At 58.8% G+C, this 14,963-nt stretch carries 13 protein-coding genes and 1 pseudogene; 8 read left to right on the top strand and 6 right to left on the bottom strand.

Translation table 11 applies throughout. The features are described 5' to 3' along the window. The first annotated feature begins 104 nt into the window (after positions 1 to 104). Positions 105 to 2,267 (top strand): heavy metal translocating P-type ATPase, encoded by a 2,163-nt coding sequence (locus THECO_RS08040; RefSeq protein WP_015254532.1) that lies wholly within the window; start codon positions 105 to 107, stop codon positions 2,265 to 2,267. Between the two features lie 32 nt (positions 2,268 to 2,299). Here the strand turns inward: THECO_RS08040 and THECO_RS08035 are convergent, their stop codons facing one another. Continuing rightward, positions 2,300 to 3,487 carry a M14 family metallopeptidase gene (locus THECO_RS08035; protein WP_015254531.1) on the bottom strand — a complete coding sequence of 396 codons (1,188 nt, stop codon included), beginning with the start codon at positions 3,485 to 3,487 and terminating at the stop codon, positions 2,300 to 2,302. A gap of 96 nt (positions 3,488 to 3,583) precedes the next feature. Further along, positions 3,584 to 4,225 (bottom strand): spore cortex-lytic enzyme, encoded by a 642-nt coding sequence (sleB, locus tag THECO_RS08030; protein ID WP_015254530.1) that lies wholly within the window; start codon positions 4,223 to 4,225, stop codon positions 3,584 to 3,586. A gap of 232 nt (positions 4,226 to 4,457) precedes the next feature. Between sleB and THECO_RS08025 the strand changes: the two genes are divergently transcribed. Next, positions 4,458 to 4,832, top strand: a complete 375-nt coding sequence (locus tag THECO_RS08025) for an ArsR/SmtB family transcription factor (RefSeq protein WP_015254529.1) — start codon at positions 4,458 to 4,460, stop codon at positions 4,830 to 4,832. A gap of 116 nt (positions 4,833 to 4,948) precedes the next feature. Beyond that, positions 4,949 to 5,911 carry a cation diffusion facilitator family transporter gene (locus THECO_RS08020; RefSeq protein WP_015254528.1) on the top strand — a complete coding sequence of 321 codons (963 nt, stop codon included), beginning with the start codon at positions 4,949 to 4,951 and terminating at the stop codon, positions 5,909 to 5,911. A gap of 87 nt (positions 5,912 to 5,998) precedes the next feature. Here the strand turns inward: THECO_RS08020 and THECO_RS08015 are convergent. The 4 genes and pseudogenes from THECO_RS08015 to THECO_RS08000 form a co-directional block, all read right to left on the bottom strand. After that, a pseudogene (locus THECO_RS08015) lies at positions 5,999 to 6,612 on the bottom strand (group II intron maturase-specific domain-containing protein); the annotation flags it as partial. Between the two features lie 205 nt (positions 6,613 to 6,817). Further along, positions 6,818 to 7,099, bottom strand: coding sequence for a TFIIB-type zinc ribbon-containing protein (locus THECO_RS08010; protein ID WP_015254527.1), 282 nt, complete (start codon positions 7,097 to 7,099; stop codon positions 6,818 to 6,820). 208 nt (positions 7,100 to 7,307) lie between these two features. After that, positions 7,308 to 8,648 carry an ISLre2-like element ISTco3 family transposase gene (locus THECO_RS08005; RefSeq protein ID WP_015253270.1) on the bottom strand — a complete coding sequence of 447 codons (1,341 nt, stop codon included), beginning with the start codon at positions 8,646 to 8,648 and terminating at the stop codon, positions 7,308 to 7,310. Between the two features lie 162 nt (positions 8,649 to 8,810). After that, positions 8,811 to 9,374, bottom strand: a complete 564-nt coding sequence (locus THECO_RS08000) for a GbsR/MarR family transcriptional regulator (protein WP_015254526.1) — start codon at positions 9,372 to 9,374, stop codon at positions 8,811 to 8,813. Positions 9,375 to 9,612: 238 nt separating this feature from the next. Between THECO_RS08000 and THECO_RS07995 the strand changes: the two genes are divergently transcribed. From THECO_RS07995 to THECO_RS07975, 5 genes are all read left to right on the top strand, one after another. Next, positions 9,613 to 10,815: a quaternary amine ABC transporter ATP-binding protein gene (locus tag THECO_RS07995; protein WP_015254525.1), complete on the top strand. Its 1,203-nt coding sequence runs from the start codon at positions 9,613 to 9,615 to the stop codon at positions 10,813 to 10,815. After that, positions 10,812 to 11,645, top strand: coding sequence for an ABC transporter permease (locus tag THECO_RS07990; protein ID WP_015254524.1), 834 nt, complete (start codon positions 10,812 to 10,814; stop codon positions 11,643 to 11,645). Before THECO_RS07995 ends, THECO_RS07990 begins: the two co-directional genes overlap by 4 nt. Before the next feature lie 20 nt (positions 11,646 to 11,665). Continuing rightward, entirely contained in the window at positions 11,666 to 12,526 is an 861-nt protein-coding gene (locus tag THECO_RS07985; RefSeq protein WP_015254523.1) for a glycine betaine ABC transporter substrate-binding protein, read from the top strand. Positions 12,527 to 12,907: 381 nt separating this feature from the next. Continuing rightward, a complete protein-coding gene (locus THECO_RS07980) occupies positions 12,908 to 13,888 on the top strand; it encodes an aldo/keto reductase (protein ID WP_015254521.1) in 981 nt (326 codons plus the stop codon). A 109-nt stretch (positions 13,889 to 13,997) separates the two neighbouring features. Further along, on the top strand, positions 13,998 to 14,954 hold the full coding sequence (locus tag THECO_RS07975; RefSeq protein WP_015254520.1) for an ATP-binding protein: 957 nt from the start codon (positions 13,998 to 14,000) through the stop codon (positions 14,952 to 14,954). Positions 14,955 to 14,963: the final 9 nt, after the last annotated feature.

The raw sequence follows: 14,963 nt of genomic DNA, 5'->3' as shown, positions 1-14,963 counted from the left end.
CGCTTCGGGTGGAGGTTTTTTTATTGGACGAACGTGTGAAACTGATTTAGTATTAATGCATACCCTATACACGAAAGTTTGTTCATATATCACGGAGGATAGCCATGGCACGACATGCTGCGCCGGAGTCCGGCATCACGAAGGTTTACCGCGTGGAAGGGTTCACCTGCGCGAACTGCGCGGGCAAATTCGAGGAGAATGTGAAGCGGCTCCCGGGCGTGCTGGACGCGAAGGTCAATTTCGCCGCGGCGAAAATTACCGTTACGGGCGAGGCGACGATCGCGGAGCTGGAAAAAGCCGGCGCCTTCGAACGATTGAAAGTGCGGCCCGATACCGGGGACATCGCAACGGGCGGCAACTCCGGCAAGGCGCGCGGGGCGGCGGCGTTCCTCAGGCGGCACGGCAGCCTGCTCGCGGGCGCGGCGCTTCTTGCCGCCGGCTGTCTGGCCCGGCTGGCGCTCGGCGGCCATCATCCGGTGACCGCGGCGGCATTCGCGGCGTCCATCGTCGTCGCCGGGCATCGGCTTTTCCGGACCGGTCTCAACAACCTGATCCGCCTCGACTTCGACATGCGGACGCTGATGACCGTCGCGATCATCGGCGCGGCGCTGATCGGCGAATGGACGGAAGGCGCCGTCGTCGTCATCCTGTTCGCGCTCAGTGAAGCGCTCGAACGCTACTCGATGGAGCGCGCCCGCCGGTCGATCCGCAGCCTGATGGAGCTGGCGCCGCGCGAAGCCCCCGTGCTGCGGGACGGCCGGGAAATGACGGTGCGAACGGACGAGATCGAAGTCGGCGACACGCTCATCGTGCGGCCGGGCGCAAAGATCGCGATGGACGGGATCGTTGCATCCGGCACCTCCGCAGTCAACCAGGCCGCGATTACGGGCGAATCTGTTCCGGTGCCGAAATCGCCCGGCGACGAAGTGTTCGCGGGCACGCTGAACGGGGAAGGCCTGCTCCACGTGCGCGTTGCGCGGCTGGCGCAAGATTCGACGATCTCGCGGATTATCCGCCTGGTCGAAGAAGCGCAGGAAGGGCGCGCGCCGGCGCAGGCGTTCGTGGACAAGTTCGCCAAGTATTACACGCCCGTCATCATCGCCGCTGCGGCGCTGATTGCGGTCGTACCGCCCCTGATCTCCGGCGGCGGATGGCTTGACTGGCTCTACCAGGGGCTCGCCGTACTCGTCGTCGGCTGCCCGTGCGCGCTCGTCATCTCGACGCCGATCGCAATCGTCTCCGCCATCGGCAGCGCCGCGGGCCGGGGCGTGCTGATCAAAGGCGGCATCCATCTGGAGCAGCTCGGCGCGGTGAAGGCGATCGCTTTCGACAAGACCGGCACGGTCACGCAAGGGATTCCGAGGCTGACCGATGTCCGGCTGTTCGGCGAATCGGTTGACCGCCGGGATTTGCTCAGGATAGCCGCCGCGCTCGAACATCGCTCCGGACACCCGCTCGCTGCGGCCGTCACGGGGGCGGCCCGTGAGGAAGGCATCGATTTCCCGGGTACAATCGTGGACAACTTCACGTCCGTGACAGGCCGGGGAATCGAGGGCGAAACGGAAGGCGCGCGTTACCGCATCGGCAGCCCGGAATGGATCCGGATCGGGACGGACGCGCGGATGGAAGGCGAGTGGGAAGCTTATGCCAACCGGCTGCGCGGGGAAGGAAAGACGGTACTCGCCGTCGCCAAGGACGGGGAACCGGTCGCCGTACTCGGCGTCATCGACGAAGCGCGGCCGGAAAGCCGCGGGGTCATCGGCAAGCTGCATGAGCTTGGCATCCGGAAGACCGTCATGCTGACCGGGGACAACCGCGACACCGCCGCCGCCGTCGCCCGGCAAGCCGGCATCGATGACGTCAGGGCAGGTCTCATGCCCGAGGACAAACTGGAAGCGATCCGCGATCTCGCGTCCGAATACGGCGCTGTCGCAATGGTCGGCGACGGCGTCAACGACGCGCCGGCGCTGGCCGCCGCGACCGTCGGCATCGCGATGGGCGGAGCGGGCACCGACGCCGCGCTCGAGACGGCGGATATCGCGCTGATGGGCGACGATCTCGGCAAGCTGCCGTACGCGATCCGGCTCAGCCGCAAGACGCTGGCCGTTATCCGGCAGAACATCGCGTTCGCCTTGATCGTGAAGCTCGCCGCCTTGCTGCTCGTCGTTCCGGGATGGCTGACAATCTGGATTGCCATCCTGTCCGACATGGGCGCGACGCTGATCGTCGCGCTGAACGCCATGCGCCTCATGCGCGTGCGGGCATGAGGCCGGCACGGCATGAGGCGCATGATCCGCCTTCACATATACAGGCTCGCGAGCAGAATGCCGAGCGCCCGTTCGTAAATTTCGCCGTACTGGGACAAGGGCAGCGGATTGACCCCGCGTCCCAGCTCGATTGTAAATCCCGGGCGGCGCCAATCCTGGATGAACCAGTCCTTGTAGCCCGCATAGCTTTCGATCGTCCGCACCGGCGTATAGCCGCTGACGCGGGCGAATTCGTTCACGATCACCTCGGATTCGGGCGGTTCGAGATTCTGGAAACCCCAGTAAATCTCTTCACCCTGGGTATGGAAGGCGAGCACGCGGGCGAAATCCCCGCTTCTCGTCAGCTCCGCCATCGCGACCGCTTCCGGTTCGGTGAGCGGCCCCGTGCCGGGATAGTCGCGCGGACCGGGCTCTTTCGGATTCCGCGCGGCTTCCCGATCCCAGAGGGCGGGGAACTGATCGTTCAGGTCGACGCCGCGGATGTTCGCTTTCCAGCCGCTGAAATCGGTGCTGCCGCCGTTCCATTCCAGAACGCGGCTCCGCCACGGCTCCTGCTCCGGCAATCCGCGGATCACCAGATCGACGCCGTCAGGATTGACCATCGGCACCATGGACAGCGTCACCACGTCATAAAACTGCCGCATGTCGAGGCCGCGGATGGGCGTGCCGTTCACCAGCGACAGTGCGTAGTGGTTCAGAAACCGGACGAGGATGGCCGTTGTAATCCATTCGTTCGCATGGAATGAGCCGTTCATGTGAACGGTCACGGCGCCGCGGCCGATCCGCAGCTCCGGAATCGGCTTGCCGAGCACCGACGCGCCGATGTTCCGCCGGCGGATGAAAGGGTAAACTTCCGCGAGCCGGTTCAGATCCGACTGCAGCGCGGCCGAATCGTACGGCTTGATCGTATCAACGATGAACCAGGTGACGCGAAGCGGAATATTCAGCTGCGAGCCCACCGCAAGCCTGTCCGGAATGACGTTCGGGTTCAGCAAGAGCAGCGCGTCAACGGGCAATCCCTGCTGCCGGGCCAATTGCCACAGCGTATCGCCGGCTTTGACCGTGTATCCGGTGACGATGTAGCCCGGAATCTCCACTTCCTGACCGACCGCGATATTCACGGGATCCAGCGCGTTCGAATCGAGAATGAGCGGCAGCGGCACCTGAAATATTCTACTGTAAGCCCACAGCGTATCTCCCCGGCGAAACCGCACCCGCATCCGAACACCCCCGCATCGCTTATTGCTCGTAACCAACATATGCCGGAACGGGCGGGATAGAACGGATGGGCGTTCGGAGTTTCGCGGATGCTGTTTTTACCGGGCGAAAATATGGTTGCCGATCGTCACGGTCTGCTGTCTCGACCAGATCCACTTGCTTGTCGCCGTCTTCGGGTTGAAATAGTAGAGCGCGCCGTAGGTCGGATCCCAGCCGCGGACGGCATCAAGCGCCGCCTTGTAAGCCGTCGCGTTCGGCGTCAGCCAATACTGGCCGTCGTCCACCGCCGTGAACGCGCCCGGCTGGAAGACGACGCCGCGGATCGTGTCCGGAAATTGGCCGGACCGGATCCGGTTCATCACGACCGCGCCGACGGCAACCTGGCCCTTGTAAGGTTCGCCTCTGGCCTCGCCGTAGATGATGCGCGCCATGATGTCCATTTCGCTCTTGTTCAAGGAATGTCTGCGCAGCGCTTTCCATGTCGCCGGCCCGACAACGCCGTCCGCCTGGAGTCCGTATTTCCGCTGGAATTTCACGACCGCCTGCCGGGTATGGGAACCGAAATAGCCCGTCATCTCCTGATCGAACAGGCTGAGCGTTTTCAACCGGTATTGGAGGTCCCATACGTAGTCGCCCGAGCTTCCGTACTTGAGCACAGCTTCCGCATGGGCCGGCGCGCCTGCCGCCATCGCTCCGGCAACCAGCACGCACAGGAAGATGAGCATTCTCAGTCTTTTCATGTTCATCCCTCCTTACCCTGACGATTGTAGGATGGGAGGGAGGGCGGAACAAGACCGAAACAATTGGAATCGGACGCGGGGCGGCCGGGGATGCAGACGGGAAGCGGAACGGCGGTCAGGTTAATCTTTTTTAATCCGAACAGACCGTTGAATGAGAATGTATTCATGGAAGGTGCAATCTGTATTCGTGTTATAATAGGTTCTGGCAAACTTGTAAAAGATGGTGATACGGATGGAAAAAGCGTTACAGGATAGCATTTGTGATACAAGTTGTATCGGAACGAACGCGGATGTGCAAGCGGTCAAGGATCATCTGGTCGATGACATGACGGCATCCGATGTTGCCGATCTGTTCAAGGCGCTGGGCGACCCGACCCGGGTGCGGATCATTCATGCGCTGCTGCAGTCTGAATTGTGCGTTCACGATCTGACGGTCGTGCTCGGGATGGGACAATCCGCCGTATCGCATCAACTGCGCATTCTCCGCAATATGCGGATCGTGAAGAGAAGGAAGGAAGGCAAGACGGTTTATTACAGTCTGGACGACGAGCATGTCGCGCAAATTTTCAAGCTGACGCTCGATCATTTGAATCATTTGAAGCCGTGACGGTGTACCGCACCTCCGCCGTGGGTGGAGGTTTTTTTGTGTTGAACGGTTGCGCGGGGTTGCGGTACTGTATATAATAAACATGAGCAATTATTCATATGTAATGGAGGCTTGTCATGGCTCACGGTCATCCTCATGGTCATCACGGCCATGATCATCACGGGCATCATCACGGCCATCATCATCACGGTCATCCTCATGTCCACGGTGCCGGCAACCGGGCCGGGCTGACCATCGCGCTTGCCATCACGACCGGCATCATGGTGCTGGAGATTGCCGGCGGGCTGCTGACGAACAGCCTGGCGCTGCTGTCGGACGCGGGGCATATGTTCAGCGACGCGGGGGCGCTGGCGCTCAGTCTGTTGGCCATGCGGCTGGCGGCGAGGCCGGTGTCGCTGGAACGTTCATACGGGTTCCGCCGGTTCGAAATTCTGGCCGCGCTGCTGAACGGCGCGACGCTGTTCATCATGGCCGGATTCATCCTGTGGGAGGCTGTGGAGCGTTTCCGCGAACCGGCCGAAGTGGCCGGCGGCATGATGACCTTCATCGCCTTCATCGGGCTTGCGGCCAACGCGGCCAGCGCCTGGTACCTGATGCGCAAAGGCGACGTGAAGTCGAACCTGAACGTCCGCAGCGCCTATCTGCACGTCATCGGCGATGCGCTGGGTTCCGTGGGGGCGATTGCGGCGGGCCTTGTCATTTCGCTTACCTCATGGTACTGGTTCGATCCGCTCGTCAGCGTATTGGTGACGCTACTCATCGTGAGAAGCGCGTGGGGCGTGACCCGGTCCGCCGTTCATATACTAATGGAAGGAACGCCGGAGACGATCGATGCGGGGAAGGTGAGGGAGACGCTGCTCGGCATCGACGGCGTGTTGGACCTCCACGATCTGCACATCTGGACGATCACTTCCGGACTCGATGCGCTCAGTTGCCATCTGCTCGTCCGGGACGAACAGGATGAACAGAGCGTGCTGAAGGAAGCACTCAACCGGATCGAGAATCGGTTCCATATTCGGCATGCGACGATCCAGATCGAGAAATCCGGGTTCCGCCACGCCAAACTGGAGTGCCATTGACCCGGATAATCGAGTAGGAGGGGGCGGCTAGCCCCCAACCTCTCACACCACCGTACATGCGGGTCCGCATACGGCGGTTCCGTAAGGTTAACAAAGCTCAAGGTAACGAGAAAGCAGACTTTTCAGCCCTCTTGCTTCCCAGTAGGAAGTCGGGAGGGCGTTGTTCATGTTGCGGGACATTTCCCACGGACCACGGCGTGCGTTCGCCATCATTCGAGCCGCCCATTCAGGCACGTCAAGCGCTCGGAGATTGCGTAGACTAGTCTTGGGGTTCTTCCATTGTTTCCACAGACACATGCGCAGTCGCCTGCGAATCCATGCGTCGAGGTTTTCGCAGTGGTTCTTGGCGGCGGCGAGATGAAAGTAACCGATCCACCCCATCATGAGGCGGTTCAGTCGGTTAAGCCGCTCTTCCATCGTCAGCGGGCGTGTACGGTCTGTTATCTCCCGGACTTTTTCCTTGAAGCGTTGAATCGTCTTGGGAGCCAGTCGGATCACAGCCTGTTTGTTCGACAGGAAGCTGAAGCCAAGGAACTTGCGGTTCCATGGCCGGTCTGCCGCGCTTTTGTCCCGGTTCACTTTCAGTTTCAGCTTTCCTTCCACAAATCGGGTCACAATTCCTTGTCCAGGTCGTCCAGCAGGATGTTGGCAAGCAGCAGACTGAGCAGGCCGCCTTGCGGCGTGCCTTCCTCCGTCCGCACCTTGGCCCGTGCGTTTGCCTCCGGCTTCCTTCAGATTCGGCCTCGCCACCGACATCCTTGCCTTTGGCTAGTGGCAGGCGCTCACCAGCCCCCATTCCGGACTTTCACCGTAGAGATGACGCCCGTGCCGGGCGTACCACAAGAAGACCGGCTTCCGGAGAAGCCGGTCTGGTTCTTTGCCGTGCAGCGGTGCGGTCCGGCGCGGTCAGTCGAACAGGTCCTCGAGCCGCTCCAGGAAATTTTTCTTCCGCTTGTGCTTGTAGTATGTATCGGCGTATTTGCCCGAGTAAGCCCCGCGCTCGTAGTCTTTGTAACGTTCCTCATGCCACCGTCCGAAATCGTCGCGAATCTCGCGCACGCCGCTCATCAATTTCTCGAGCTCGCCGCGATCGAGCCACACGCCCTTGCACTGGGGGCAAATGTCGATCATGACGCCTTCCTTCTCCACTTCCCGCATCCGAACGCCGTCGCAAACGGGACAATTCATGGCAAATTCACCTCTTTGAGTGGCATTTGTGGTTCAACGTTATTGTACATGATTTGCTTTCGCAATGCGAACGGATGGCAAAGATTGTCTGAGTCAAGTCAGCGTGGGCACCTTATTGGGGATGCTGGATCACAACCGAAAAAAGAGCCAATCCCTTGTTAGCGGTTTCAGTTTTTCTTCCTTCAGGAACTGCTCCAGATCCCTGGTATCAGTATCCTCTAAGTCCTTTTAATGCCATTCCAGTCGGGCGACTTTGCCATTGGCTTCTGAGCAGTCGGATCATTCCGTCAACATAGCCTTTCGCCGGTCGTATGGCGTCGTGAAGCAACCTCCGTACACTAACCACACGTTGCGGGGACTCAACTGCGTGCTCCTCGGCTTCTTCCAACCTGCCGATCTGCCTGCGTCGCATGACGGTCTCCAGCATCGCCCTGCAGCCTCGTTCACTCCAGCTGTATCCTCCGCGCTTCGTCCGTTTCGCCAACACCCGCATCTGGGCTTCCGCGCTTCCCATCGGCCTCATACCCCTCGTATCGATACCGTGTGCCTCAAGGGTCTTCCGGTAATCCTCCAGATGCTTGCGGTGCCGCCTCAAGAACGACTGGTAGGCGGTCCATTCTTCCCGTTTGTCAGGCGCAATCGCTTCGATCGGCACGCGCTCCACGGCCGCCATCAAGGCCGCCGGCTCCTGCCTGGCCAACGCCTGTCTTGCTTCTTTCCATACCTTCGGCAGGTGGCCCACAAACCGCTTCAGATCACGTGCCACATGGAAGCGATCCAGCGTGTAGATGCACTTGTGAAAGTACGATTCACATTCCCCGATCCACTTCGCTCCGTCTCCGCCCACCACCAGCCAGGTGTCCCCGTCGATCTCGTACCGTTCGGTCAGAAAGTCGCCAAACGCTTCCCAAAAGTCGCCCTCCCCCCGATGCAGATCATGCTGCTTGTTCCTAAGCCGCACACGCTTGCCGACCTGCTCCCAGCCCTCATGTACCACGGCAATCGCATGTTCCATCCCTTTCCGCTTCCGCCGTTGCAATTTCGTGTACAGGCCATCCGCTTCCACGAACAGCACCTTGGCCGGTCGTTTTTCTGTTGCTTTGACCGGCTTCTCCGCTTGCTCGATCAGCTTCCCGCGAATCGCCTCATGGCTGAGCACCGCATAGCCCAACAGTTGCTCAAGCCGTCTGGCGCTGTCACGATACGACGGCCCTTCCGCGGCAAAGGCAATGGCTGTTTCCAACAAATGCGGGCTGACTTTTCCTCGCCCCTCAAATCGCATGTGCTGGTCGAGCAAGTACACGTGTTTGCCGGTTTGGCGATCCATGTACAATCTCCGCTTGAAGCGAATGTTGCCAAACACCGTATTCACGCTGGTCTCCCGTTCAGCCTTGACGCGATACCGCTCTCGATCCCTTTGCTCCAAAATGATCTGATCCAACATCTCCAGCGTGCTTCTCATCGCGTCGACGAACATGTCTTGCATCTTTCTGAACATCCACTCTTCAAGCTCTTTCATTGCAGGAATGGCTGTGGTAAAGTGCTGCATAGGAGCCTCCTCCTTTGAGGGTGTTTTTTTGCCAAATTCCACTCTACCAAAGGAGAGGCTCTCTTTCTATGTCCGCTTTTTCCAATCTTTACCCCAACGCTAATTTTACTCTAACGCAAAGATTGAAGGCCGCCGAACGGTTGCCGGCAGCCTTCGCGTGTGTCATTCTTCCTCCTTGGGGACAAGCTCGAAAATTTTGCCCGTTTCCAATGCTTCAATGAGTCTCAACAGCCATCGGTAATATTTCATCGCCTCGTTGATTTTCGCCTCGTCCGATTTGAGCAGCCACTGCAGTCTTTCGTCCTCCGCGCCGGCTTCGGCCATGAGTTCTCTGATCTCCCTGAGCGACCGGGACATGGCGGACATGTTGGCCTCGACCGCTTTGCGCCAGCGGATGGAGAAGAAGTCGCTGAAGTTGGCATACCAATCGGGAACGACTTCGTACTGGTCTTTGCGGCTGCCTTTGCTCCACACTTTGTCAATCATTTTCAGATCGAGCAACGTCCGCACGCCATTGCTCATGGATGTCTTGCTCATGCCCATCGAGGCGCTGAGGCTGTCCAGTGTGACCGGCCCGTTATGAAAATACATATATCCGTACATGCGGCCGACAGATTGGGTAATGCCGTACAAGTCCATGTTCTTGCCGATGGAATCGATGACGCGCTCCCGCGCTTTCGTCAGTCTTGCAGCGACATCGGGTGACAAACCTTCCAGTTCGTTCATGAAGCGCCTCCTGCATGAGTCCACTTGCGTATTCTGATCCATTCTAAGCACACTTCCCGTGAAATGTAAAGATAAGGGGCCGGGAGGAATCGGCAGTATATCAGAGTATTCCGTACGTATCGTTTATAAAATATTTTCTGTACGTACTTTATCTTCAGAATATGCGCTTTGATCTTTATTTTCTTGTCCCGGTATACTTATCCATGATTCAGGCCGGGTATTGAAACGGAGGGATGTCATGCCTTTGATACAAGTCAAACAACTGGTCAAAGTATTCGGCCATGATCCTGCAAGGGCGCTGCCGCTCCTGGATCAAGGCTGGTCCAAGGAACGGATTTTCAAGGAGACGCGGCTGACTGTGGGGGTTAACCGGGCGGATTTTACCGTTGAGCAGGGTGAAATTTTCGTCATCATGGGGCTGTCCGGCAGCGGCAAATCCACGCTGATCCGGCTCTTGAACCGGTTGATCGAACCGACGGCGGGAGAAATTCTGTGGAACGGCACCGATATCGTGAACATGTCGGCTTCCGAACTCCGCCAATTCCGGCGGGAACATATGGCCATGGTGTTCCAGAAATTTGCGCTGTTCCCGCATCGGACCGTCCTGCAGAATGCGGCATTCGGGCTTGAGGTGCGGGGAGTCGAGAAGAAGAAACGCATGGAACTCGCCCTCGAGGCGCTGCGGATGGTCGGGCTCGAACAGTGGGCGGACAGCCGGCCGGATCAATTGAGCGGCGGCATGCAGCAGCGCGTCGGATTGGCGCGGGCCATTGCCAACGATCCGGACGTCCTGCTCATGGACGAAGCGTTCAGCGCGCTTGATCCGCTCATCCGCAAGGACATGCAGGATGAACTGCTGGAGCTGCAGGGGAAGATGCACAAGACGATCATCTTCATTACCCATGATCTGGATGAGGCGCTGCGCATCGGCGACCGGATCGCGCTGATGAAAGACGGGGCGATCGTGCAGATCGGGACGCCGGAAGAAATTCTGATGAATCCGGCGGATGATTATGTGGAACGGTTCATCCAGGACGTCGATTTCTCGAAAGTGCTGACCGCATCGCATGTCATGCGGAAAGCCGAGACCGTTACGCCCGAGCGCGGTCCGCGCGTTGCGCTGCAGCTCATGCGCGACCGGGGCGTATCCAGCCTGTATGTCACCGACAAAAGCATGAAGCTGCTTGGCGTGCTGACCGCGGAAGAAGCATCGGAAGCGGCGCGCGGGAACCTGGCGATCACCGAGGTCATGCAGCGTGAAGTTCCCCGCGTCGGGCCGGATGCTTTGCTTGCCGATCTGTTCGAGCAGATGGCCGAATCGCGGCTGCCGCTCGCGGTGGTCGACGACAACAACCGGCTGCTGGGCATCGTCCTGAAAGGCGCCGTACTGTCCGCGCTGGCCGGCCATGCGGTCCGGGAAGCGGAGGTTGTCGGAGGATGAACATTCCGAAACTTCCGCTCGGCGACTGGATTGAAGCGCTTGAGCGCTGGCTCGAGGATCATCTGGACCCGCTCTTCGATATGATCCGGTTCATCATCGGCTCGATGACCGACGCTTTCTACGCCGGTCTTGCGGCGGTTCCGGCCGTTGTCATCATGATCCTGATCTCGCTTATCGCATGGAAAATCGTCAATCTCAGGCTCGCGCTGTTCGCGTTTGCCGGGCTGGCGCTCATCCACAATCTGAATTTGTGGCAGCCGTCCATGCAATCGCTCGCGCTTGTGCTGACCGCATCGCTCCTGTCGATCGCGCTGGGCATTCCGATCGGCATCGCCTGTGCCCGCAGTAATGCGCTGCAGCATGCCGTCATGCCGCTGCTTGATTTCATGCAGACGATGCCGGCCTTTGTCTATCTTCTGCCCGCCGTATCGTTCTTCTCGCTCGGCGTCGTCCCGGGCGTGATCGCGTCCGTCATTTTCGCCATTCCGCCAACCATTCGGCTCACCAATCTGGGCATCCGCCAGGTGCCGCAGGATTTGGTGGAAGCGGCCGACGCGTTCGGATCGACGCCGCTGCAGAAGCTGGTCAAGCTGCAGATGCCCATCGCGCTGCCGACGATCATGGCGGGCATCAACCAGACGATCATGCTGTCGCTTTCCATGGTCGTCATCGCGTCCATGATCGGCGCCCAGGGTGTCGGGGCCTACGTTTACCGCGCCGTGACGCAGGCGAAGACCGGCGTCGGATTCGAAGCCGGCATCGCCATTGTCATCATCGCGATTTTATTGGATCGTCTGACCCAAGGCGCGGTCAAGCGCAAAAAATCCTGATCAGAGGTGATTCATCGATCATGAAGAAAAGTCTCGTCATCGCACTTGCGGTCTTGTTCGTCCTTGCCGCAGCCGCATGCTCCCAGGGAGGGGGAGACAAGAAATCGATCAAACTCGCCTATGTCGCGTGGGATTCGGAAATCGCCAGCACGAACGTGGTCAAGCATGTGCTGGAAACGGATCTCGGATACGAAGTCGAACTGCTTCAGGTCGACGCCGGTCCGATGTGGGCGGGCGTAGCGGACGGCAGCGCGGACGCCATGGTCGCCGCATGGCTGCCGGGAACGCACGCGTCTTACCTTGAGCAATACGGGGATCGGATCGAGGACCTCGGTCCGAACCTGACCGGGACGAAAATCGGTCTCGCCGTGCCGGCTTACATGGACATCGATTCAATCGAAGATCTGAAGGATCCCGATGTCGCGGCTTCCATCGGCGGTCAGATCGTCGGCATTGAGCCCGGCGCCGGCATCATGATGGCGACGGAACGGGCGATTGATGCATACGGGCTTGACAACATTCAACTGCTCGAAAGCTCTTCTTCCGCGATGGCTAAAGAACTGCTCGAGGCTTACGAAGAGAAGCGGCCGATCGTGGTGACCGGCTGGACGCCGCACTGGAAATTCGCCAAGATGGAGCTGAAATATCTGAATGATCCGCTCGGCGTCTACGGCGGCGAAGAAGCGATCCATACGATGGTCCGCCAGGGGCTTGTCGACGATATGCAGGACGCCTACGAATTCCTGGATCGGTTCGAATGGACCGCGGATGACATGGCGGCCGTCATGGTGGAAATCTATGAAGGTGCAACGCCTGAAGAAGCGGCCAAAAATTGGGTCGAATCCAATCGGGACAAGGTTGACGCCTGGCTCGGCAAATAAGGTGTGGCACACGAGGATGCAGCCGGTTGGCATGGAATGCCTTCCGGCTGTTCTTTGTTTATTGAAGCATTTCGGACTTCAGGATGGCGGGTTCCAGATATTGACTGAGCAGCGTTTATGAAACATGATATTGCTGCGTGGAAAAGATGATCGAAGGAGGCTTGTGCTTTGCTTGAAAAAATAAAGAACATCATGGGCAGCGAAGTGTTTCATAACGTCTTGCGATTCATCAATACCGTTTGTCTTGCGATTATTGCGTTCAGTCTGTTGCAAATCGTCCGTTATATACCGGATATTATTGATAGGCTTTATCTTATTGCGCAGTTGGTGTGAAATCGATCTTACCAGCCTGTCGGCATGATGAAGGAGGGGAAATCACGGATGCAATATGTAAAACTCGGCAACACCGGACTGGAAATATCGCGGATTTGTCTCGGGTGCATGGGATTCGGCGATGCTTCGCGCTGGATTCATCCATGGGTGCTGAACGAGGAGCAGTCACGCCCGGTCATCAAGAAGGCGCTGGAGCTCGGGATCAATTTCTTCGATACGGCGAACGTTTATTCCGGCGGCACCAGCGAGGAATATCTTGGCCGCGCGCTCAAGGAGCTGGCGAACCGGGATGAAGTGGTCATCGCGACGAAAGTGTTTTTCCGCATGCATGAAGGGCCGAACGGCGCCGGATTGTCCCGCAAGGCGATCATGAGCGAGATCGATAAAAGTCTGAAACGGCTCGGAACCGATTATGTCGATCTGTACCAGATTCACCGTTGGGACTACAACACGCCGATCGAGGAGACGATGGAGGCGCTGCACGATGTGGTGAAGGCGGGGAAAGCGCGATACATCGGCGCTTCGGCCATGTACGCCTGGCAGTTCATGAAGGCGCAAAGCGTCGCCGAGCGGCACGGGTGGACGCGGTTCGTCTCGATGCAGAACCACTACAATCTGATTTATCGCGAGGAAGAGCGTGAAATGCTGCCGATGTGCCGGTCGGAAGGGATCGGCGTCATTCCGTACAGTCCGCTCGCGGGCGGCCGGCTGACGCGGCGTCCGGACGAGTCGACGCTTCGTTCGGAAACCGATCAGGTCCAGAAGCAAAAATACGACACGATGGCCGAGGCCGACCGCGCCATCATCGAGCGGGTGGGCGAGCTTGCGGAGAAGCACGGCACTTCGCGCGCCCGGATCGCGCTGGCCTGGCTGCTGCACAAGCCGGCCGTCACCGCTCCGATCGTCGGCGCGACGAAGATCACGCATCTCGAGGATGCCGTCGCCGCGCTCGAGATCAAGTTGACTCCCGAAGAGATCGCGTATCTGGAAGAGGCCTATGTGCCGCATCCCGTCGTGGGGCCGCAATAATTTGAGGTTTGCCGAGGAATAAATTTCCATTCCTTAAATTATATCAGGATTTCACAATATTCCATTTAACGCATGAAATCACTTTTACCACCGGGAGTTGAAAGAACGCATGACCGATCGCGACGAACTCGCCGAACGCCGGCGGAAACATTTGAAGCTGATCCATTTCAACCGGGAAGATCATACGTTTGTCGAGACGGAGAAACCGAACGTCACCTTCGACGATGTCGGCGGTCTGGAGGATGTGAAAAAACGGATCCGCTTAAGCTTCATCCTGCCGCTCAAACAGCCGGAAGTGTTCGCCGCGTACGGCAAGTCGGCGGGAGGGAGCCTGCTGCTCTACGGTCCGCCGGGATGCGGGAAGACGTTTCTGGCGCGGGCCGTTGCGGGGGAGATCGAAGTCAATTTCATGCACGTCGAACTCCAGGCGATTCTGTCCATGTACGTGGGGGAAAGCGAGCACAATTTGCATGACATTTTTGCCAAGGCGCGGGAAAACAAACCGTGCGTCGTCTTCTTCGACGAACTGGACGCCTTGGGCGGGAGCCGCCACCAGATGCGGGCGCATCACGACCGGATGCTGGTCAATCAGCTGCTGCTCGAACTCGACGGGCTGGACAATCAAAGCGACAACGTTTTTATCATCGGCGCGACCAATACGCCCTGGTATCTCGATACGGCGCTGCGGCGTCCCGGACGGTTCAATCATCTGGTTTTCGTGCCGCCGCCGGACGCGCCCGAACGGCAGAAGATCCTCGAACTCAAGTTGGCGGGAAAGCCCGTAGACGGATTGAATTTGTCGGCCATCGCGGACATGACGAAACATTTTTCCGGCGCGGATCTGGAGCAGGTGGTGCAGGATGCGGTGGATTCGGCCATGGAGCGGACGTTCGAGACGGGCGAAATCCAGCCGATCACGCAGAAAGACTTGCTGGCAGCGGTCAAAGGCCGCAAGCCGTCCACGTTGGAATGGTTCGCCACCGCCCGAAACTACGCCACTTTCAGCGACGTCAACCGGGATTACCAGGTTGTGCTGGATTATATGAAGAAGCACGGAATCAAGTGATTGGAACCA

Origin of the sequence: Thermobacillus composti KWC4 (assembly GCF_000227705.2) — a bacterium.
Classification (GTDB): Bacteria; Bacillota; Bacilli; order Paenibacillales; family Paenibacillaceae; genus Thermobacillus; species Thermobacillus xylanilyticus.
The sequence above is the reverse complement of the archived record's forward strand: the minus strand, read 5'-3'. Positions and strand labels throughout refer to the sequence as shown.